The 19,343-nt window shown below is 46.9% G+C and carries 21 protein-coding genes and 1 pseudogene; 14 read left to right on the top strand and 8 right to left on the bottom strand.

Annotated elements, in window-relative coordinates; all coding sequences use genetic code 11:
• Positions 1 to 178: 178 nt before the first annotated feature.
• The 3 genes from MINF_RS02875 to MINF_RS02865 are packed head-to-tail and all read left to right on the top strand — an operon-like array spanning position 179 to position 3,996.
• Complete coding sequence (locus MINF_RS02875) at positions 179 to 928, top strand: YebC/PmpR family DNA-binding transcriptional regulator (protein WP_012462988.1); 750 nt, start codon at positions 179 to 181, stop codon at positions 926 to 928.
• A 21-nt stretch (positions 929 to 949) separates the two neighbouring features.
• Positions 950 to 3,727 carry an alanine--tRNA ligase gene (gene alaS / locus MINF_RS02870; RefSeq protein WP_238523531.1) on the top strand — a complete coding sequence of 926 codons (2,778 nt, stop codon included), beginning with the start codon at positions 950 to 952 and terminating at the stop codon, positions 3,725 to 3,727.
• A gap of 26 nt (positions 3,728 to 3,753) precedes the next feature.
• Positions 3,754 to 3,996, top strand: a complete 243-nt coding sequence (locus MINF_RS02865; RefSeq protein ID WP_012462986.1) for a DUF2905 domain-containing protein — start codon at positions 3,754 to 3,756, stop codon at positions 3,994 to 3,996.
• A gap of 9 nt (positions 3,997 to 4,005) precedes the next feature.
• On the opposite strand, the gene rpoN is transcribed toward MINF_RS02865, so the two are convergent.
• Positions 4,006 to 5,382 (bottom strand): RNA polymerase factor sigma-54, encoded by a 1,377-nt coding sequence (rpoN, locus tag MINF_RS02860; RefSeq protein ID WP_012462985.1) that lies wholly within the window; start codon positions 5,380 to 5,382, stop codon positions 4,006 to 4,008.
• A gap of 95 nt (positions 5,383 to 5,477) precedes the next feature.
• Here rpoN and MINF_RS02855 point away from each other — a divergent pair, with 95 nt between their 5' ends.
• Positions 5,478 to 6,266: an MBL fold metallo-hydrolase gene (locus tag MINF_RS02855; protein ID WP_048810083.1), complete on the top strand. Its 789-nt coding sequence runs from the start codon at positions 5,478 to 5,480 to the stop codon at positions 6,264 to 6,266.
• A 29-nt stretch (positions 6,267 to 6,295) separates the two neighbouring features.
• Here the strand turns inward: MINF_RS02855 and MINF_RS02850 are convergent, their stop codons facing one another.
• Positions 6,296 to 6,586, bottom strand: coding sequence for a hypothetical protein (locus MINF_RS02850; RefSeq protein ID WP_048810440.1), 291 nt, complete (start codon positions 6,584 to 6,586; stop codon positions 6,296 to 6,298).
• 91 nt (positions 6,587 to 6,677) lie between these two features.
• Between MINF_RS02850 and MINF_RS02845 the strand changes: the two genes are divergently transcribed.
• Positions 6,678 to 7,391, top strand: coding sequence for a DsbA family protein (locus tag MINF_RS02845; protein ID WP_012462981.1), 714 nt, complete (start codon positions 6,678 to 6,680; stop codon positions 7,389 to 7,391).
• Between the two features lie 44 nt (positions 7,392 to 7,435).
• On the opposite strand, the gene MINF_RS02840 is transcribed toward MINF_RS02845, so the two are convergent.
• Positions 7,436 to 8,470: a glycosyltransferase family 4 protein gene (locus tag MINF_RS02840; protein WP_012462980.1), complete on the bottom strand. Its 1,035-nt coding sequence runs from the start codon at positions 8,468 to 8,470 to the stop codon at positions 7,436 to 7,438.
• A gap of 251 nt (positions 8,471 to 8,721) precedes the next feature.
• Here MINF_RS02840 and MINF_RS11365 point away from each other — a divergent pair, with 251 nt between their 5' ends.
• The 5 genes from MINF_RS11365 to MINF_RS02815 all read left to right on the top strand — a co-directional run bounded on the left by MINF_RS11365 (position 8,722) and on the right by MINF_RS02815 (position 13,099).
• A complete protein-coding gene (locus tag MINF_RS11365) occupies positions 8,722 to 9,102 on the top strand; it encodes a DUF302 domain-containing protein (RefSeq protein ID WP_187146963.1) in 381 nt (126 codons plus the stop codon).
• A gap of 15 nt (positions 9,103 to 9,117) precedes the next feature.
• Complete coding sequence (locus tag MINF_RS02830) at positions 9,118 to 10,953, top strand: ribonucleoside triphosphate reductase (RefSeq protein ID WP_012462978.1); 1,836 nt, start codon at positions 9,118 to 9,120, stop codon at positions 10,951 to 10,953.
• A complete protein-coding gene (locus tag MINF_RS02825) occupies positions 10,934 to 11,632 on the top strand; it encodes an anaerobic ribonucleoside-triphosphate reductase activating protein (protein ID WP_012462977.1) in 699 nt (232 codons plus the stop codon). The genes MINF_RS02830 and MINF_RS02825 overlap by 20 nt, the downstream gene beginning before the upstream one ends.
• 15 nt (positions 11,633 to 11,647) lie before the next feature.
• Positions 11,648 to 12,091, top strand: coding sequence for an SRPBCC domain-containing protein (locus MINF_RS02820; protein WP_012462976.1), 444 nt, complete (start codon positions 11,648 to 11,650; stop codon positions 12,089 to 12,091).
• Positions 12,092 to 12,232: 141 nt separating this feature from the next.
• Entirely contained in the window at positions 12,233 to 13,099 is an 867-nt protein-coding gene (locus MINF_RS02815) for an EamA family transporter (protein ID WP_048810082.1), read from the top strand.
• 167 nt (positions 13,100 to 13,266) lie between these two features.
• Here the strand turns inward: MINF_RS02815 and MINF_RS11360 are convergent, their stop codons facing one another.
• Positions 13,267 to 13,434: a hypothetical protein gene (locus MINF_RS11360; protein WP_187146962.1), complete on the bottom strand. Its 168-nt coding sequence runs from the start codon at positions 13,432 to 13,434 to the stop codon at positions 13,267 to 13,269.
• Between the two features lie 82 nt (positions 13,435 to 13,516).
• Here MINF_RS11360 and MINF_RS11810 point away from each other — a divergent pair, with 82 nt between their 5' ends.
• Together MINF_RS11810 and MINF_RS02810 are read left to right on the top strand one after the other, a co-directional pair.
• Positions 13,517 to 13,651, top strand: coding sequence for a hypothetical protein (locus tag MINF_RS11810; protein WP_274377018.1), 135 nt, complete (start codon positions 13,517 to 13,519; stop codon positions 13,649 to 13,651).
• A 127-nt stretch (positions 13,652 to 13,778) separates the two neighbouring features.
• On the top strand, positions 13,779 to 15,200 hold the full coding sequence (locus MINF_RS02810) for an amidase (protein WP_012462974.1): 1,422 nt from the start codon (positions 13,779 to 13,781) through the stop codon (positions 15,198 to 15,200).
• A 90-nt stretch (positions 15,201 to 15,290) separates the two neighbouring features.
• Here MINF_RS02810 and cynS read toward each other — a convergent pair whose 3' ends face one another.
• The 4 genes and pseudogenes from cynS to MINF_RS02795 all read right to left on the bottom strand — a co-directional run bounded on the left by cynS (position 15,291) and on the right by MINF_RS02795 (position 17,361).
• Positions 15,291 to 15,731, bottom strand: a complete 441-nt coding sequence (cynS, locus tag MINF_RS02805) for a cyanase (RefSeq protein ID WP_048810439.1) — start codon at positions 15,729 to 15,731, stop codon at positions 15,291 to 15,293.
• A gap of 11 nt (positions 15,732 to 15,742) precedes the next feature.
• The gene (locus tag MINF_RS11355) at positions 15,743 to 16,081 is read right to left on the bottom strand and encodes a transposase (protein WP_238523573.1); all 339 of its coding nucleotides are present in this window, start codon (positions 16,079 to 16,081) and stop codon (positions 15,743 to 15,745) included.
• Positions 16,058 to 16,252, bottom strand: a pseudogene (locus tag MINF_RS11805) (MerR family DNA-binding transcriptional regulator); the annotation flags it as partial. The gene MINF_RS11355 and the pseudogene MINF_RS11805, both read right to left, overlap by 24 nt.
• Positions 16,253 to 16,389: 137 nt before the next feature.
• Positions 16,390 to 17,361, bottom strand: coding sequence for a DUF6607 family protein (locus MINF_RS02795; protein WP_148205105.1), 972 nt, complete (start codon positions 17,359 to 17,361; stop codon positions 16,390 to 16,392).
• Here MINF_RS02795 and MINF_RS11800 point away from each other — a divergent pair.
• Together MINF_RS11800 and MINF_RS02790 are read left to right on the top strand one after the other, a co-directional pair.
• On the top strand, positions 17,360 to 17,494 hold the full coding sequence (locus MINF_RS11800) for a hypothetical protein (RefSeq protein WP_012462970.1): 135 nt from the start codon (positions 17,360 to 17,362) through the stop codon (positions 17,492 to 17,494). The genes MINF_RS02795 and MINF_RS11800 overlap by 2 nt on opposite strands.
• 96 nt (positions 17,495 to 17,590) lie before the next feature.
• Positions 17,591 to 19,339, top strand: a complete 1,749-nt coding sequence (locus MINF_RS02790) for a GNA1162 family protein (RefSeq protein ID WP_012462969.1) — start codon at positions 17,591 to 17,593, stop codon at positions 19,337 to 19,339.
• Positions 19,340 to 19,343: the final 4 nt, after the last annotated feature.

Genomic DNA, 19,343 nt, shown 5'->3' with positions numbered 1-19,343 from the left:
CCGCCTGAAGGTTGGAGTCTCCAGTGAGTAATGGAGATGAAATAAATAAACGGAAAGAGAACTTTTAACAAGATTTCATTTTTAATAGCGGGATATTATGGTAGTATGTTTTTTTTTTGCGGAATAAATGGAGAATAAATACTTTTAAAATGGTTTTATAGCATTACAAATCAGAATTATGGCTGGACATAGTCACTGGGCAAAGGTCAAACACCAGAAGGGATTGACCGATATCCGAAAAGGAAAACTTTTTAGCAAGCTTTCAAGGGAAATTTCCATTGCTGCTCGACTTGGAGGAGGGGATCCGACTTTCAATTCAAGGCTCAGGAGGGCCATTGCCAATGCCAAAGACGAAGGGGTGCCCCTGGAAAATATCACCCGGGCCATTCAAAAAGGAACGGGTGAAATCGCGGGTAGCCATTATGAAGATGTACTCTACGAAGGCTATGGACCGGGTGGAGTAGCCGTCCTTATCGAAGCAGCCACTGACAATAGAAATAGGACGACAGCAGAGATCCGCAATCTTTTTTCGAAATACGGCGGTAACCTTGGAGCTGCGGGCAGCGTCAGTTGGATATTTCAAAAAAAGGGCAGGATTGTCCTGGACGGGGATCAAAACGATTTTGACAGGGTTTTTGAAGTAGCCCTGGAAGCGGGGGCTGAAGATGTCGAGCAAAAGGGTTCAGAAATAGAAGTCATTTGCTTGCCTGAAAAACTCGATGAACTCCAAAAACATCTCGATACGGCTGGATTGACGATCAAATCCAGTCAAATTACCTACCTTCCCAAAAATTCGATCTCCGTTACAGACAAAGAAACCTTTAAGTCCCTTTATCGCCTTCTTGATATTCTTGAGGACCATGACGACGTTCAAAACGTGTATGCCAATTTCGATGCTCCCCAAGAACTTTTAGAACAGTGTGAGTAACCTTTTTTTTTAAGAAATTTGATGAATTCGAATGAAATTCGACAAAGCTTCCTTGATTTTTTCAAAGAGAGAGGACATACGATCCTCCCTTCGGCCAGTCTCGTTCCCGAATCTCCTAACCTGCTTTTTACCAATGCGGGGATGAATCCCTTTGTCCCCTTTTTTTTGGGCAAACAAAAATGTCCTTATGTTCCTCCGCGCATAGCCGATAGCCAGAAATGCCTCAGGGCGGGAGGCAAACATAATGATCTGGAAGAAGTCGGCTATGATACCTACCACCACACCTTTTTCGAAATGCTGGGGAACTGGTCTTTTAATGATTATTTCAAAGAAGAAGCGATCCACTGGGCGTGGGAACTTTTGACCCAGAAGTGGGGGTTCCCCAAAGAAAGGATCTACGCCACGGTTTACAAGCCGGCTCCAGATGAGCCCGGGGAATTTGACGAAGAAGCTTTTAGAATCTGGTTTAAACTTTTTCAAAAGGCCAAGTTAAATCCCCTTCTCCACATCCATTTCGGAACGAAAAAAGATAATTTTTGGATGATGGGGGAAACGGGACCTTGCGGTCCCTGTTCAGAAATCCATATCGACCTTACCCCTGATGGCCAATCCGAAGGAAAATTGATCAACAAAAACAGCCCGCTCTGCATCGAGATTTGGAACCTGGTCTTTATCCAGTTAAATGCCAATGAAGACGGTTCCTTTTCTTTGTTGCCTTCAAGACATGTCGACACGGGCATGGGACTTGAAAGAGTATGTGCCATTATCCAGGGGACGTCCTCTTTTCGGCAATTTAACAGGACCATTTCCGATTACGATACCGACCTTTTCATTCCTCTCATTGAAAAACTCCAAGATATATCCAAAGTCTCTTACACCGGTTCCATTCCCCCCACCCCTGATTTTGCCCTTGATCCCCAGCTTAAAAAGGATATCGCCTTTAGGGTCATCGTCGATCATGTCCGAGCCCTTGCTTTTGCCATTGCCGACGGTATCCTGCCAAGCAACCTGGGGAGAGGACATGTCTTACGAAGGCTTCTAAGAAGAGCGATCCGTTTCGGTCAAATCCTGGGGGTCAATCCTCCCTTTCTTTTTGAAATGGTTGACCCCCTGGTCAAGATCATGGGTTCTCACTATCCCGAATTGATCGATAAGCAAGGGCACATTGAAGAAGTGATCAGTTCCGAAGAGGAGCTTTTCGCAAGGACCCTCTCTCATGGCTTGGCCCTTTTTGAAGAGATAAAACAGAAGATGATCGCCGAAAAAAGAAAAGAAATTTCGGGCAAAGAAGCTTTCGTCCTGTACGACACCTATGGATTCCCCCTCGATCTGACCCAACTCCTTGCTAAAGAGCAGGGCTTTAGCGTCGATACCCAAGGTTTTGAAAGGCTCATGGCAGAACAAAGGAGAAGATCTCTCCTCTCCCATGAAGAAGATATCGTGAGCTTGACGAAAACCTCGCAGTTCGTGGGATACGAAGAGCTTGAAGCGGAAGCCGAAGTGGTTGTTTTACTGTCCGCTAACCGGGCAATATTCGATCGCACCCCTTTTTATGCCGAAATGGGAGGCCAGGTGGGAGACAAGGGCTATGTTGTTTTCGATCAGAAAAAGATAGAAGTCCTCGACACGATGAAATCGGCAAGCGGCGCTCATGTTCACAGGCTTGCTTTTACCGATGATCTCAAACCGGGAAGCCGGGTCTATCTCCAAGTAGACGAAAAAAGAAGGCGATGTATTGCTGCTCATCATACGGCCACCCATCTTCTCCATTGGGCATTGCGCAAGGTTTTAGGACCAGAAACCCTGCAAAGAGGAAGCTACGTAGGGCCGGACAGGTTAAGATTTGATTTTTCTCACACCGGCCCTCTCTCGGCCGAAGAACTCGCAGAAATTGAACGGCTGGTCAATGAAAAAATCGAGCTTAACGACCCGGTTACAGCCGAAGAAGAAAGCTACGAGAAAGTAAAAAACAACCCCGATATCCTCCAACTCTTCGGAGAAAAATACGGGCAGAGAGTAAGGATCGTCTCGGTGGGTCGTTATTCCAAAGAGTTGTGTGGAGGAACACACGTGAGATCCACAGGAGAAATAGGCTATTTTAAGATCCTGGGCGAATACGGGGTTTCAGCCGGAATCAGAAGAATTGAGGCAGCCTGTGGCAAGGCATTAGAGCAATTCCTTCATGCCCAAGCTGCTGAACAGGATAAAAAGTGGCAAATCCTGCACAGCAAAGATCCATCCCTGCCTAGACTCTCAAAGTGGGTAGACACTTTGGATCTTGATTCTCTAATCGAGATTTTCCAAAGGAGAAATGAAGAATTGAGCTCTTTTGAAAAAGAGATCAAAGAAAGGGAAAAATTAAGGGCCAAAAAACAGGAAGAAAATTTTCGCAGGGAAGCCAGCCAACAGGCCATGGCCGCTATTGCCCAGGTTGAGAAAATAGGCGCTATCCCCGTTCTATTCTTGGATTGTGACGCTAAACCGCAATCCTATCTTCCCCTGTTATGGAACGAGATATCCAAAAGAATCGACTCTGTAGCGATTCTGGCTAGCCGGTCGGAAGGGAAAATCAACCTTTTCATAGGGGTTGGGCCATCCTTGACAACAAAGATTGAAGCCAGGAACCTTCTATCCCAACTGGTCGCCTCCTTTGAAGGGAAAGGAGGAGGATCCAAAACCATCGCCCAGGGAGGGCTCAAAGACAGCATTGAGATAAGCTCCCTTTTTGAAAAAGGCCGCGGGATCCTCGAGCAATACGGTGGACAAAAAGGACAAACTGAACCGAAGGCAACGGGATGAGAAAGCTTTGATGAAATGTTGATTCCATGAGGGGCTTATTCTATTTTTTGATAGCTATGCAGGAACTAGGGAAAATTTTAGTCTTTTTAGGAGTTTTTCTTGTCATTGCCGGGTTGCTTATCGGGTTTGGATTTGGGAAAGGCTGGCTGGGGAAGCTACCGGGTGATATCAAAATTGAAAAAGGCAATTTCACCTTTTATTTTCCCCTTACGACATCCATTTTGATCAGCATCGTCTTAAGTCTTGTTTTCTGGTTAATCCGAAAGTGATTTTTGCCGTTAGCTTATCCGGCGTAAATGGCTCGGCAAGATCTTCAAGTGAGCCCTATACTTGGCGACGGTTCTTCGGGCCATTTTTATCCCTTCTTTGGCCAGAAGTTCAACGATTTGTTGATCCGATAAGGGAGACCTGGGATCCTCGTTACGGATCAGCCTCTCTATGGCTTCTTTAATGGTCTGATTGGCGACAAACTCTCCGGTTTGCTTTTGAAAACCCGAATTAAAAAAATATTTAAGTTCAAAGATACCGTGAGGGGTTTTTACATACTTATTGGCGATGGCCCGACTCACCGTCGTTTCATGGACATCAATTTTTTGAGCTATTTCGCTCATGGTCAAGGGTTTTAAAGCATGGGGACCAGAATCAAAAAAATCCTTCTGGCAATGGACAATGGCTTCGGCAACCTTCAAAAGGGTGTTTTCCCTCATCCTTAAGCACTTAATCAAGAAGAGTCCCGAACGTTTCTTCTCCTTCAAATAATTCTTCAAGCTCGGATCCTTGTCGTTTTTACTCAGCAGGCTTTCATAATGATGATTAATGCGTAACCGGGGCATAAACTCATCATTGAAGTAAACTTTCCAGTCTTGCGCTTCTTTAACGACCATGAGATCAACCTGGATAATCTTCTCCTTTTCTTCACTGCGATACTTCGAACCGGGAAAAGGATTAAGGGAGCGAATGGATTCAACCGCTTCTTGAACTTGCTTGAGGCTCACTTTCAACTGTTTTGCTATTTCAGTCAATTTCTTCCTTTCGAGCAGGGTCAAATACTCGCTAATAATCCTGAACTCCAAAGAGTTTTCTTTTCCCAACGCTTTGAGTTGCAACAACAGGCACTCGGAAAGATTTCTTGCGGCTATACCCGGCGGATCAAGGGACTGGACAAGTTCCAGGGCTTTCTCCACCAAATCGTAAGCTAAACCCAGTTCATGGGCGATGTTTTCCAATTCCGTGTTTAAGTATCCCCTTTCATCCAAGTTACCAATGATGTATTGGGCCGCCTGCAAAAGAGTGTTATCACTGCAAACCAAGGAAAGTTGCCTCGAAAGCTCCGAAGCCATGGATGGAGGAACGACCTGGGAATCGAAAAAGAACTGCCGTTTTCTTTCATCCTCGATCGATCTTTGAGCCCCCTCGAAATTGGGTCCCAAGTAGTCGTACCATTTTTCTTTTTCATGAAACAGCCCTTCTAGGGATTGGCCTTCCAAGGGTTTGTCTTCAGAAATTTCCAGCAGGGGATTGGAAAGCAACTCCTGCTGGATGATTGTAGAAAGCTCTACGGCAGGAGCTTGCAAAATAGCTAAAGAATGTTGCATTTGGGGCGACAATGCCTGATGCAACTTAATCGATTGATAAAGACCTAACGATGTTGACACAGCTTACTCTATTTCAATATGAAGCAATTTCTAGGCCAATTTATTTTTTTCTTTTTTTCTCGCAAAAAAAATTTTGAAATGAAATAGTCAAAAAAATGGTTAGCCTGAGCATCCTAGCAAGCAGCAGCAAAGGCAACGGTTATTTGTTGGAAACTCCAAACTCTCGCATCCTCATAGATCCGGGTATCCGCTACAAAAAGATTATCCGTCATCTTTCCGCAATGAACGTCCCTGTTGAATCGATAAAAGCCGTTTTCATCACCCATGAGCATACCGATCATGTGGCCGGGCTGCCCATCCTGTTAAAAAAGATGCCTTTTCCCTTGTACTGTAACACGCTGACCTGGAAAGCCTTGAAAAAATCCATGGGCTTAGAAGATAAAGCCGTGGATTGGAGGCCCTTTGAATCCGGCAGCCGTTATCTTCTAGACGAGATAGAAATCGAAAGTTTTCCCATCCCCCATGATGCAGCGGACCCCGTGGGGTTTCTTTTCCATCACCACCGCGGCACTATCGGTCTTCTTACCGATTTAGGATACGTAACAAAGCTAGTGAAAGAGAAGATCACCCCCTGCCATACCCTCCTTTTAGAATCCAATTACGATATGGACTTGCTCCAAGCGGACAGAAAAAGACCCTGGTCGGTAAAACAAAGAATTTTATCCCGGCATGGACACCTTTCCAACGAAGCCACCGCTTCAATTGCCTGCGATCTGGCTAAAAAAGGCTTAAAAAAACTGTTCCTGGCTCACTTGAGCGAGGACTGCAACCGCGTGGAGCTGGCCGAAACGACCGTAAAAAACAGGATCCTTTCCTCTTCCCTTCCCCTTCCCCATGTCCAGGCAATAGATCCGCTGAAGCCTTCCTTGCAAATCGTTTTATAAGGCTTTCTTTTTGCTTCGGCTGTTCTTCTTCACCGGCCGAGCAGGGACAAAGCAATACTCCGCCACTCGGCCTCGAAATCTTCCCCGGCTTCTTTTCCCGCCCTTGCATACCAATATCGGCTGTTGGAAATATCCCCTTCCTTACGATGCAGAAAAGCATGGACCCAACAGCAATCCTTGTCCTCGTAACGCTGAACGATGCGATGAGCACGCTCCCAATTGCCTTTTTTTTCAAAAAACAAGGCTTGAAGAGGAGGGGAAAGAAATTCTGGTGGACTGTCGTTTTTTTCTATGATATCCATAAATTCATTCAAGGTCATAGAAAAAGTAAACCCCAATGAGTTTCTAGAAGTTTGTATTTCCTTTTTAATACGAAAATAGAGCTTTTGACTATTCTTTTCTGTTGAATCTATGACAAAACTCGCTACTAGTCCTGTTGTTCTGCTCCTCCTTCTTGCAAGCTTCTTTTTTAGCCCCTTTGCTGCGAAAGCCAGGCAAAATGCCGAACCTATCCCTCCTTCTCCCCTCCCTCCGCTATCCGCCGAGGCCCGGGCAAAAATCTTGAAACCCTTATCTATTGACTGGATACAAGGAGAACCCAGCGCCCCCGTGATCATCATCGAATATCTTGACTTGGAATGTCCAGTCTGTGCCGCCTATTACCCCCTGCTTCAAGAACTGAAAAAAAAATATGGGGATAAAATAGCCTGGATCATTCGTCACAATCCCTCCATGACTCATCCTGAAGCCTTCCCCGCTTCCATGGCTGCAGAAGCTGCCGGCCGACAAGGAAAATTCTGGGAGATGGTCGGGTTGCTTTTAACTAACCAAAAAGAATGGTCTTTTAGACCGACCTGCTCGGAATGGTTTATTCACTATGCTCAAAAGTTAGGATTAAACGAAGAGCAATTCAAAAAGGATCTCCAGGGCGTGGAAGGAATACCCTTGAGGAAGAGAATCCTTGCCGATTGTCTTTCGGCCATTAGGGTGGGTGTAGATGGAAATCCCTGCTTTTTTATAAACGGAGAAAAAATAACCAATCCCTCCAATTTCCAGGAATTTGTAACGTTAATAGAAGCCGAACTCATAAAAAAGAAATCCAACATCTCCCAGTTGAATCCCTGAAGAAATCCCTTTTGGAAGATCCAAGAATACGGGCGGGATAAAGATTACTTTCTTTTCTGCGCGATCACCTTTTGATACAGGGAGATGTAAGCTTCCGCCATTTTTTGTGCCGAAAATCTTTGTTCAAATCGTTGACGGCATCGTTTCCTATCAAAAGTATGGATCTGGCTTAAAACATAAACGGCTTCTTCTACGCCTTTAACGATAAAGCCGGTAATCCCGTGATCAACGACCTCAGGGATTGATCCATGGGGGTAAGCGATTACGGGAGTCCCACAAGCCATGGCTTCAATCATGGAAAGCCCAAAGGGCTCAGGCCAGCAGACCGGGAATACTAAAGCCAACGCCCCTCCCAAAAGCTCGTTTTTTTCCCTGTCGGTGACTTCTCCCAAGTACTCGATGTTTTTCTTTTTAAATTCAGGCAAAAGCTTTTCAAAATACGCATCGTCTCCGAGCCCAACGCGGGCGGCGATCTTGAGCTTTAAACCCGCCATTCTGGCGATCGCCAAGGCGTCATCCACCCCTTTTTCAGGAGAAATTCTACCCAAGAAAACGACATAATCCGAAGGATTTTCATTCAGTTGGTAAAGAGACAAGGGAAGTCCATGGTGAACCGTCCCTACCCAATGACCCAGGGCTAATCCCTGTTTTTGTGCATAGGATATGGATGAAAGGGGAATATCCCGAAACTCCCTGAAAAAAGGAATGTATTCGGGAAAATCCATGCGCCCATGGGGAGTTGTCAAGTGAGGGACATCCAGCCTCCGGAGAATGGGAAAATGGAAAAAATCGGTATGAAAATGAATGATATCAAATTGATCCTTGTGTTTAAGCACTTCCTCCAGCAAAAGAATATGGTAAACCAACGGGTTGGCGCAGGGTTGGGAATCCTCCCAAAGGGCTCTCGGTATAATGGGATGGAGCCTAGAGGTGGTGATGGAATCGCCGCTGGCAAAGAGGGAGACTTGGTGTCCCGCTCTTACAAGCTCTTCTGTCAAGTAAGAAATAATCCGTTCTGTCCCTCCGTAACGGGGAGGAGGAACCGGTTCGTAAAGAGAAGCCACCTGAGCTATTCTCAAAGAAAAGACTCCTTTCTATCTCTGCTGATTAGCCACGAGCTATTAGCTCAAAAAGCCCAACAACTTGCAATTAAATTTATCGCTTTTAATGAGATGAAAAAAAGTTTTTTATAAATTTATAAAAATTTTTGCAATCCTATTTGTCCCTTGCAAAGGCGGATTTCGGCCTTTTGGCAATATCCTTCTTTCCCTTTCCTGACTGGAAAAAGCGATGCTGTTGGATTATAATTAAAGAAAAAAAGGAGTCGATCATGCTCATCGCTTACGAAAGCAAAAAAAGTATCGAAGAATTAAGAAAAGCCTTGGAAGCCAACGCGATAGAGAAAAACTTCGGAGTAATGGCGGTCCACGACATTTCCAAGACTTTGGAAAATAAAGGCTTTGCCCTCCATTACCCTTGCCTGATCCTCGAAATTTGTTCTCCAAGGTTTGCCCAACAGGTCCTTGAGCAGAATCCTGAAGTTTCAACCGCTCTTCCTTGCCGAATTGCTCTCTACGAATACAAGTCCCATAGGATAGTCGCAACCCTCTCTCCACGAAAAACGATCGAGTTATTCAAGGCCCCGGGACTCCATAAAGTCGCTGAAGAGGTGGAAAACATCCTCAAGGAGATCATGCAAAAATCGGTTTAAGGAGTTTATCCTTTTATGCAAGATTCCCCATTGGATGAAAGCCTTGAACCATCAAAGCTTGTAGATGACTATCTTTCCCGGTCTTGCTGGGAAATCAAAGAAAACAGCAACATGTCCTATTCCCTGCAGGGACTGAATTTCTACCTTTCCTCGAAAATTTCAAAAAGTTACTGGCTACAGAAAATCTATCCTCCAGAAGTCAAGGAAGCTTTCGAAAGAGGAGATTTCCATATCCATAATCTCCAGGTATTGGGAGTCTATTGTATGGGATGGGACCTAGCCGATTTCCTTGCAAAGGGATTCATGGGCGTGGAAGGGAGGATGGAAAGCGGTCCTCCCTTGCATTTCAGCACCGCTCTCAACCAAGTAGTCAACTTTTTTTACACGCTCCAGGGAGAGGCAGCGGGCGCCCAAGCTTTTTCCAATTTTGATACTTTGCTGGCTCCTTTCATCCGTTATGACAACCTAAAGGAAAAAGAGATCCGCCAACTGCTCCAACAATTTTTGTTTAATTTAAACGTTCCCACACGGGTGGGATTTCAAGCTCCGTTCACCAACCTGACCCTAGACTTGAACCCTCCCCATTTTTTACAAAACGAAGCTGTCTTGATCGGGGGTAAAATTAAGAAAGAAACTTATGGAGAGTTTCAACCAGAAATAGATATTTTAAACCGGCTATTTTGCGAGGTTTTTTTGGAAGGCGACGCTCGGGGCAGGGTTTTTACTTTTCCTATTCCCACCTACAACATTACCTCCCAGTTTCCCTGGAAAGGACCCGCTGCCGATGCCCTCTGGAAAATGACTGCAAAGTACGGGATCCCTTATTTTGCCAACTTCATCAATTCAGACTTGAAAGTCGACGATGTCCGCAGCATGTGTTGTCGGCTCAGGCTCGATTTGACACAACTATTACGCAGAGGAGGGGGGCTTTTCGGCTCAAACCCCTTGACCGGTTCAATCGGTGTAGTCACGATCAACCTGCCCCGAATAGGCTTTCTGTCCAAGAGCGAAGCTGAATTTCTTGAGAGGCTTCAAGAGCTGATGGAGCTGGCTAAAAAAGCGCTCGAAGCGAAAAGAAAAGCCCTGGAAGGGTGGATTGCAAAAGGCCTCTATCCTTACAGCAAGTTTTATCTCAAGGGCGTCTACCAGAGATTTGGGGCCTACTGGGCAAACCACTTCTCAACGATTGGAATCATAGGTATGAACGAGGCCTGTTTAAATTTCATGGGCAAAAGCATAGCCGATCCCGAAGGGAAGGCCTTCGCCATCAAGGTGCTCGATACCTTGAGAGGGACTCTGCTCGCATTTCAAAAAGAAACACAAAATAATTATAATCTTGAAGCTACTCCCGCCGAAGCCACAAGCTACCGGCTTGCACGAATCGACAAGGCGATGTTTCCCGCTATCCGTGTAGCCAACGAAGAAGCTGTAAAAAAAGGAGCAGCGCCTTTCTATACGAATTCAACCCAACTACCCGTTCATTTTACGACAGATCCCTTTGTAGCCTTGGAACATCAAGAAGAACTTCAATCTCGTTATACAGGAGGGACGGTCCTCCACTTTTTTCTCGGACAAAAAATCGATGAACCCCAATCGATCCCTCCTTTTGTCCAAGCTGTCTGTTCCAAATACAAAATTCCCTATTTTACTTTGACCCCTACCTTTTCGATCTGTCCAGAACATGGTTATCTTTCCGGAGAACAGAGCCGCTGTCCACGGTGCGGAAAACCTTGCGAAGTATACTCCCGGGTTGTCGGCTACTTACGGCCCCTGGATCAATGGAACCCGGGAAAACAGGAGGAATTTAAGCTGAGAAAGACCTTTCAATTCAATGAAAATAGGGGGCATTGAACCTTTCAGTTTGATCGATTTCCCTGAAAAAACAGCCGCCGTTATTTTTACCCAGGGATGTAACTTTCGTTGCCCCTATTGTTATGTGCCGCAACTGGTAGTTCCCGAAAATTATGGTCCATTATTGCCCCTAGCCGGGGTCCTGGAATTTTTGGATTCCCGTAAAGAAAAGATAGAGGGAGTGGTTATAACGGGTGGAGAGCCAACCCTGCAGGAAGATCTCCAGGATTTCATTATCCTCGTTAAAAAGAGGGGATTTTTGGTTAAGCTCGATACGAATGGAAGCCACCCTGAAATCCTCGAAAGGTTAATCCAAAAGCGATTGATCGACTTCGTAGCCATGGATTTTAAAGCTCCCCTGGAAAAGTATCCACAAGCAACGAGCTCTTCAATCGATCCTTCAGCTATCGCCCAAAGCCTGGACTTGCTCCTCCAGGGAAAAATCGAGTATGAATTTCGAACGACGGTAGTAAAAGAAGATCTGAGCTTCGATGAGTTTAAAGTCATGGTTGCGCAGATCGGCGGGGCTCAAAAGTATGTCTTGCAAAAATTTCTCCCCTTGGGTCCCCTCGTTGATTCTTCATATCAAAGGAAACATCCTTTGGAGTTGGAAGAAGCGCAAAGGTGGAAAAATTATGCGCTCCTCCAGATCAAAAAGGTCATCTTGAGAAATTATTGAGTCCCATTCCCAGTCATGATCTACGAAATATCCACCTCGATCGAAATCAAAGCCAAAAAAGAAGAGATCTGGGAATCTCTCACCGATTTTAAATCCTTTCCCGCGTGGAACCCTTTCTTAAGAAAAATTTGGATAAAAAACCTTCTCCCCGGTGAACCCTTTTGGCTTTTAGTCCATGCTCCCTCTTCATTTCCAGTGTTAATGAGAGGAAAGATGCTCCGGATAGATCCACTCTCTCTGATCCTTTGGCAATGTGATCTTATCCATCCCTTCCTGCTGAGGGGAATGCACAAGCTTGAACTTTTAGAAGCTACTCCCACTTCCACCCGCTTTTTTCATACGGAACGGTTCGAGGGGATTCTCCCCTCCTTCCTTTGGATGGCAATAAAGCCAAGGGTTCAGGAGGGATTTGAACTGATGAACCAAGCTCTTAAAAATAAGCTTGAAAACTGGGGTTGATCTTCTCTTATATTTTAAAAACTCCTTGAAATGAACCCGATGGGCTCCCCGTGCAGCAAGCCTAAAGCTTCAAGCTGCTGAAAAAGCCTTTTTTTCCTCGCTTTTAATAAAGATTAATTGTTTAGCGAGAGTTCACTACCCATGGCCGCCATACTTCTTCCTCTTCTTGCAAGCATGATCCAACCCGTGGGTTTCCTCCTTATAAAAAAAGGAACCAACAAACCCTTGGAAGCTTTTCAAGCCGCCTTGATCACCAATATCTTTTTCGCTTTATTGTCCTTGCCTTTCCTTTTTTTTACCCCAAAGTCCAATTGGGGCCTTCCCTTGGTTGCGGCCGTTCTGAGCGCCCTAGGACAGGTTCTTCTTTTCCTGTCGGTTATCAACTGCGAAGTGTCGGTCATAACCCCCATCATGGGGAGCAAAGTCCTATTCATCGCTCTCATGGATTGGATTTTCCTAGGTCATCAGTTTGAACCTAAGCTGGCCGTGGCGATACTTTTCTCTTTGCTCGGTTTCTTCCTTTTGGTCAAACCTTCCCCGAAAGAAGCGGTTGTAAAGTCGTCCAAAAAGAGTAAAGAGCTGGTTTTTGCCGTAGGTTGTTCTTTGCTTTTCGCCGGCTCCGACCTGGTCATTCAACAAGCCTCCCACGAACCGCTTTCGACTTTCCTCTTAGCCATGTATCTTTTTTGCGGCATCGTTTCCCTGCCTTTTTTAACCTTCGTCCCCCTCCTGGGGAAAGAATCTCCTTTTTTCTCCTTTTCTCTTTTTTCTGGAAGCTTCATACAGGGACTCCAGGGTCTTGGCGTAGCCTTGGGCATCCTTTTCAGCGCGAATGCCACTCAAACCAACATCCTTTACAACCTGAGGGGAATATGGTCGGTATTTATCGTTTGGGCTTTAGGTTTTCTTATCAAAACCGAAGAGGGTTCTCGCCAAACGGCCGTTTTTTTTAAAAGGCTGGTAGCGGCCCTCTGCTTTTTAATTTCTGCTGTAGTCACCCTTTTATGACCGGCAAGCTTCATGGAAGCTCTCGGTTGCTAAAAATGTGCTCAACCTTGCCTACGGCTGAGTGGGTCCCTCCTTTCTGCTCAAGCTTTTTGAACGGATTAACCGGGATCGCCATGGCTGACTGGCTTGCCGGTTGACCGGTCGGTTTTGAAACGCCGACATCGGATTTACAGGCCGACGCTCACGATTGAACACGTAGCTTGCCGTTCCGGCTGGGCGGACAGCCGCCGAAGAAGACCCTTGCCTTGAGCCTCCCCTCCCCGAACAGCTCCCCTGCGTCGCCGGCCGTCTCCCATCACCAGATCAATTCCAATCGGCCGACTTCCCGCTCCCACAGGAAAACCTCTCAAGAAGGACCGCAGGCAGCCGGCTCCGCGGTGTTTACGGGGGTCCCTGCGAATCCCAGGTCCTTACCTTGTGGTTGCATGGGCCAACCCGGTCGGCATGGCCGCCGCGGCCGCGGTGCAGGCATGCCAAGCGGTTCCCGTAGCGGTTCCTTGGATGGAGATAGCTACACCGCGGAAAACCCTGGCAGGTGATCCGTCGGGTTGAGCTTCTGCAGGGCGGGAAGCTCCTGCCGAGGCCGGTAGATCCTCACTTTGCCTATAATTTGCCCATGGAAGTCAATAACCGGTATTTACTCTTTTTAGCTTCCGCGATAAATTGTCCTTAAAAACCCTTGAAAGAACTTTGGAGAAAAACCGCTTCCGAGCTGGGTCAGCTCATTAAGAAAAAAGAGATTTCCCCGGTCGAGTTGGTCGATCTATACGCCACAAGAATAGAAAAGATCGACCCTCTTATCCATGCCTTTACCGTTCTTTCTCTTGAATCGGCAAAAGAAAAGGCTAAAGCGCTGGAAAAAGAGATTGTCTCCGGAAACATCCTTTCTCCTTTATGTGGCATTCCCATCACCGTTAAAGACCATTTCGATATCGTTTCTCTTCCTTCAACTTGTGGCTCTCTACTCTTCAAGGATTACGTTGCCAAGGAAGACCATCTTCTTGTCAAAAGGCTCAAAGAAGCCAAGGCCATCATCCTCGGTAAAACTAACATGCCCGAGTTCGGCTTTAGTGCGGTCAGCCACAACCCCATTTTCCCGGCGACAAGAAATCCTTGGAAGTTGGATTTAACGGCTGGCGGCTCAAGCTCAGGTTCGGCTGCAGCGGTTGCCGCCGGCCTTTGCCCTTTATCCCTGGGGAGCGATGGAGGAGGCTCGATTCGAATCCCGGCCTCTTTTTGTGGAGTTTTTGGATACAAGCCTTCCCGGGGAAGGATCCCCTGGCCTATCGGGAGAGGAAGAGATTTTGAAAGCTGGGAACTTTTTGCTCATGCCGGTCCCCTTTGTCGAACCGTGGAAGATGCGGTTTTGTTGTTATCGGTCTTGTCTGGCCCGGATTCTTCGGATCCCTATTCTCTTCCCCCGCCGGAATTCGCATGGGAAGATTGCTTGAAAGCGGATATAAAAGGACTAAAAATCGCCTTCAGTCTGGATCTCGGCTATGCCCGGGTAGATTCCGAGCTCAAGCAAATCGTTTCCAAAGCCGTAGAACTCTTCGAAACAGACCTCGGCTGTACAATTGAAGAAATCGATCCGGGCTGGCCCGATCCCTCCGAAGCTTATTTGACCTTGGTTTATTTTGGATCGGATCTCGTTGCCCTTCGCAAGGCTGCCGAGGAAAACCGAAAAAAAATCAGCCACCATATCGTCGATTTTCTCAAAAGAAATTTTACTCCCGAAGATTTTTCCCAAGCTTTAAAACTGAGGAGAGAGCTCGTTTACAAGATGAGCAAGCTCATGGAAAACTATGAGCTTTTTCTAAGCCCCGTTACCGCCGTTCCTCCTTTCTCTCTCTTTTTCCAGGGACCGGATTGCATCGAAGGAAAGCCGGCCAACCCTCACATTTCCTGGATCCCCTTTACCTATATCATGAACATGACGGGCCAACCCGCAGCGGCCGTCCCCGCAGGATGGACATCGACGAACCTGCCGGTGGGTCTTCAAATCGTGGGCAGGCACTTGGACGACTTGACGACCCTTAGAGCCTCTTATGCTTTTGAACTTGTTTCTCCTTGGAAAGACAAGTGGCCTCCTGTTGCCTAGATTTCGGCCTGATTATTGAAAAAAGAGTATTTTAAACAATAACCGCTAAAGGGTAAAAAAGCACCCGGGGCCAGTAAAAAAATTAACCCCTTATCCCTTCCTGTAAGGAAGAAACTTTCCATCCAAGGTGATTTTTACCCTTGGTCCCATGGCCGTATCTACCCTTTCAAGAGATATAGCCATATCCACGGCACTCATAATTCCGTCCCCAAACTTCTCCCAGATGAGTTCTCGAAGGGCCTCGCCGTAAACTCCAAAGGCCTCGTAAAACCTGTAAAGAACGGGATCGGTTGGCACTTGTTTATCCCAACTCCTATCCACGCATTTTTGCAATTGATCGGCGATCTCCGGTCCCAGTTCAAGAAGGGCACACAACCGCTCGGCTTGATTTTTGTCCGCCGTTGCCTTTCCCTGGCAGACGGCAATTAAAAAGACGGGAGAAATACCCGTCAGACGGGCAATTTCTTCCCATGAAAGCTTTTTCTTTTCCTTTGCATTCTCTATCTTTTCTTTAATGAAATGACGGTTCATTTTGGCTGCTATCAAAAACGTGCGCAAAGGTGCGCACTGTTCTCTTCCTGCCCCGATTCCTCAACGGAATCGTCTCTGACAGGCGTAACTTTCCCGACTACGGCAGAGACCATCTCTGCCGCAGTGCCGCTGTTACCAGACGGACTCGCCACGGGTAGGGCAGTTGCGGTTGCCAGCCGTTTGAGGTTGAGCGCCGCGTTGAAGTCGCGGTCGTGGTGCGTGCCGCACTCGGGACACGTCCAGCTCCGATCCTTGAGCGTCAGCGCCTCGTTCTTCCACCCGCAAACCAAACACAGGCGACTGCTCGGATACCAGCGATCGGCGATGATGAGCCGCGTCGGCTCGGACACCGCATGGCGCAGGCCGAGAAAATCACGAAGCTGTGATTCGGTGTAAAGCCTTCGGTTGCTGTCGGTCCGCGCCGCAGGAATTAGTCGGCCTTCACGCTCCCATCGCTGCATGGTCTTGACCAAGACCCCCAGCAGCTTGGCCACCCGGCCCGTGCTCATAGTGCTTTCCATGCCCTACATAATATACCATTACGCACTATTTGCAATACTAGAGTTTAGCTCCTTGTTATTGGATTTCCGGGCTTGAGCTTAAGTTCATCCCCATCCCTCTTTTCCAAGGGCCCATGGCCGCGGCAAGAGATGGAGGACTACAGAGAAGGCTCACTTTTGGCCTTTCCGGGAATTAAAAGGTAGTGTTCTTTAATCCAGGAGAAGATTAAAGCCTGGAGATTTTCCCCGGATACGGCTTTAGAATCGTATCTTTGGGCCTCCCCGGTCAATTTTTCAGCCAGTTTTCTTCCCGATTCCTTCCCTTTATATTGGACTTGCCGGTATTCGTCAAAGATGCTTTTCCATACCGAACGCACGGCCTGCCAAAAGTCGGCCGTTTTTTGCATGTACCGGTCGGCGGGAGTAAAATCCAGTTTCTGTTCTTTCTCATAGATAATGACTCCTATCTCTCTGGCCAAGGCAAATCGCTCTGAAGGGTTGTAAACCCATTTATCGTTTTCCTCCTGGATAATCCATCCTTGCTGCCAAACCAGTTGGTGCATGATCGATTCCATGAGATTATAATCTGAACGTCTAGACTGTTCCCTGCGGGGAAGAGGTCTTCCCAGCCTACTCGATGTCCATTCTGAATAATCCTTTAGGTGTATCCACCGTCCATAGCCTGCATAACGAGGCGCATCATCCACGTTCCAAACCATCTGGACCCAACAACCCTTCACCAAAGCGGGATCCAAAACAACCGATTCCCAGCGGTTGTTTCCCTCGTAACTCCAAGAATTCAATTTTTCATAATCCCAATCCTCTCTCCAATGCTTGATCACCGTTCCGTTGGGATCAACCAGCAAGTGCTGCAGGCTGATGTGTCGGTCTTTGTCTTCGAGGAGAAGGACTTTTTCGTATCCTTTAATCCGGTAAGAAGGATGCAGGATGTAGGAAGGGTGTAAAGAAAAAATCTCGTTAAAACGGTAACTCACTTTCCAGTTTCCTACCATGGAAAGGATAGCCCTGCGATCCTCGGTAAAAACATCCTTTTTCAAATCTTCCAAGGGAAGAGCTGAAAGCCCGATAAGACCAAGAGAAAAAAACAAAAGTAAAAAGGAAGGAAACATGAGAAAAGATAATCGCAAAGATCTCCATATTCATAAGGAAAGAAAAAATTTTTCTTTACTTGCCTTTTTCTGTCCCGAAAATGGATTACAGCACTCAAGGATGGGCAGGCAAGTCCCCAAGGAAAGGCTCTAAAAGAGGGGGCAACACTTTAGTCCTGCTCTAGAAGATAAAGCTTCCCCCGGGCTTTTGTTGTTCTTTTTTTTGTACAAAAAAGCATAATAATAAACAATGTCCTCTTTAAGGTTTGCTTTTAAGCCACCGCTTCCCCGCTTTTTATTGTTCTTCTCTTTAAATATCTCTCTGCTCCCCCTTAAAGCAGGTAGCCTTCCTTTCTCTCAATCTGGGAGTTCCGCTACGATTCAGAATGTTGCTTCCAAGCCGACTGGCGAAGACGACCAGCCTCTTTTTCTAGAGGAAATTGGGTCTTCTACGCATGGGAAAAAACATTGGTACGACTACCTGATCGAGGCCGATCCGGGTTCGTGCAAAGTCAAAATTGCCGAGGATTACGAACAAAATGTTCCCCAAAAGATCGCGGTCTTACCCTTTACAGTCAAGGGAAACTCTCAATTCTCGATCAATGGACTCAAGGTAGAAAGCCCGGGCAAAGACGATCTCGAGAGTTGGAGATGGACCCTTGCCCAAAGGGCTAGGAGGGTCTTCCATGGTTTTCTATCCGCAAGAGAATTCGAAACCGTTGCCCTGTCCACGATAGACCGCATTCTTTTAGAAAAAAACATCGGGACTGAATCTTCTCTAAAGGCCCTGAAGCCTGAAATCCTTGGAAAATGGCTTGGAGCCGACGGCCTAGTCTATGGGGAAGTCTATCCCTACCAGAGGTTTTACCTTGTTATGGGCAGTGGTATTCGAGTCAACCTTTCGGTCAAAATCCTCTCCTCGAAGACCGGCAAAGTGCTGTTCACTGGAACTGTCAACCGAAACTACATGGATGTCAATCCCAGGTTTGATCCTGTCGACATCGCCATCTCTTCGGTGCTTACCCTCTCGACCTTAAGGGACATCAACTTGAGAAGGGCTGAAGATGAAGCCTGCCGGGAACTCGCTCTAAGGATTCCCCTCTCACCCAGGAAAGCTTACCCGGTCCAGTCTGACAAAGAAGAGATTTCCCCCAAGGCTTTACCCTTGCTAGCAAACCCTGCGGCCGATACCGGGGACGATCGCCTTGAAGACTTCCCCCCTGAAAATGATTTCACCTCCCCTCCAAGGGCTTGGCCGGCAAAGGAAAAAAAACCCGAACCCCAGAGATTTTTTCTACCCGAAAAACCTTTCGTTGCCCATGGCAAGAAAAAGACGCTCGATTACATCCTGGACATGGATCCCTCGCATTTCAAGTGCACCACTTCGGCTTTCCTTGCGATCGAACGGCCCAAGAAATTCGCCATCCTCCCCTTCGTTGATGACGCAACCCAAGGCCATTTCGTTATTAACGGCGTTCCCCTCTCCTTGAGATCGAAAGAAAGAAGAGCCCAACTCCGGTGGACTATAGCCAATCGATTACGCCGGGGCATAGCCTGTTACCTTGCTCAAAGAGATTGGGACATTCAAAGTCTAGATATCACGGATAACATTTTAAAAGCCCATGGATGGAAGAAAGCGTCGGATATACAGAAAACCGATCCGGCCACCCTGGGGGATTGGCTTGGGGTCGATTGCGTCGTCTACGGGAGGGTTTCATCGCTTATGTCGATCTACGCCTTGATGTATTCCGCTTGCAGGGTCGGTATTTCCGTAAAGCTTGTTTCGACAAAATCCTCAAAGAACCTCGTAGAAATTTCCGGAAGTCGGACCGAGTCCTCCTTTGCCCCCGCATTTGATCCCTTGGATATAGCCGTTTCCTCTGTTACAACCGCCCTTTTGATCCGGGATGTCACCTTTAGAAGGGCGGAAGACGAAGTTTGTCGAGAAATCGCCGCACGCATCCCCTCAACCTACAAGGAAACAACGGAGACCGACTAAAGTT

It is taken from the genome of Methylacidiphilum infernorum V4, from assembly GCF_000019665.1.
In the GTDB taxonomy this organism is placed as follows: Bacteria; Verrucomicrobiota; Verrucomicrobiia; order Methylacidiphilales; family Methylacidiphilaceae; genus Methylacidiphilum; species Methylacidiphilum infernorum.
This window is presented reverse-complemented; position numbering and strand designations above follow the sequence as displayed.

Excerpts from the sequence above, each read along its gene's own strand:
- MINF_RS02875 (WP_012462988.1), top strand. The coding sequence starts at position 179 with ATGGCTGGACATAGTCACTGGGCAAAGGTCAAACACCAGAAGGGATTG.
- alaS (WP_238523531.1), top strand. The coding sequence starts at position 950 with ATGAATTCGAATGAAATTCGACAAAGCTTCCTTGATTTTTTCAAAGAG.
- MINF_RS02865 (WP_012462986.1), top strand. The coding sequence starts at position 3,754 with ATGAGGGGCTTATTCTATTTTTTGATAGCTATGCAGGAACTAGGGAAA.
- MINF_RS02855 (WP_048810083.1), top strand. The coding sequence starts at position 5,478 with ATGGTTAGCCTGAGCATCCTAGCAAGCAGCAGCAAAGGCAACGGTTAT.
- MINF_RS02850 (WP_048810440.1), bottom strand. The coding sequence starts at position 6,586 with ATGACCTTGAATGAATTTATGGATATCATAGAAAAAAACGACAGTCCA.
- MINF_RS02845 (WP_012462981.1), top strand. The coding sequence starts at position 6,678 with ATGACAAAACTCGCTACTAGTCCTGTTGTTCTGCTCCTCCTTCTTGCA.
- MINF_RS11365 (WP_187146963.1), top strand. The coding sequence starts at position 8,722 with ATGCTCATCGCTTACGAAAGCAAAAAAAGTATCGAAGAATTAAGAAAA.
- MINF_RS02830 (WP_012462978.1), top strand. The coding sequence starts at position 9,118 with ATGCAAGATTCCCCATTGGATGAAAGCCTTGAACCATCAAAGCTTGTA.
- MINF_RS02825 (WP_012462977.1), top strand. The coding sequence starts at position 10,934 with ATGAAAATAGGGGGCATTGAACCTTTCAGTTTGATCGATTTCCCTGAA.
- MINF_RS02820 (WP_012462976.1), top strand. The coding sequence starts at position 11,648 with ATGATCTACGAAATATCCACCTCGATCGAAATCAAAGCCAAAAAAGAA.
- MINF_RS02815 (WP_048810082.1), top strand. The coding sequence starts at position 12,233 with ATGGCCGCCATACTTCTTCCTCTTCTTGCAAGCATGATCCAACCCGTG.
- cynS (WP_048810439.1), bottom strand. The coding sequence starts at position 15,731 with ATGAACCGTCATTTCATTAAAGAAAAGATAGAGAATGCAAAGGAAAAG.
- MINF_RS11800 (WP_012462970.1), top strand. The coding sequence starts at position 17,360 with ATGAGAAAAGATAATCGCAAAGATCTCCATATTCATAAGGAAAGAAAA.
- MINF_RS02795 (WP_148205105.1), bottom strand. The coding sequence starts at position 17,361 with ATGTTTCCTTCCTTTTTACTTTTGTTTTTTTCTCTTGGTCTTATCGGG.
- MINF_RS02790 (WP_012462969.1), top strand. The coding sequence starts at position 17,591 with ATGTCCTCTTTAAGGTTTGCTTTTAAGCCACCGCTTCCCCGCTTTTTA.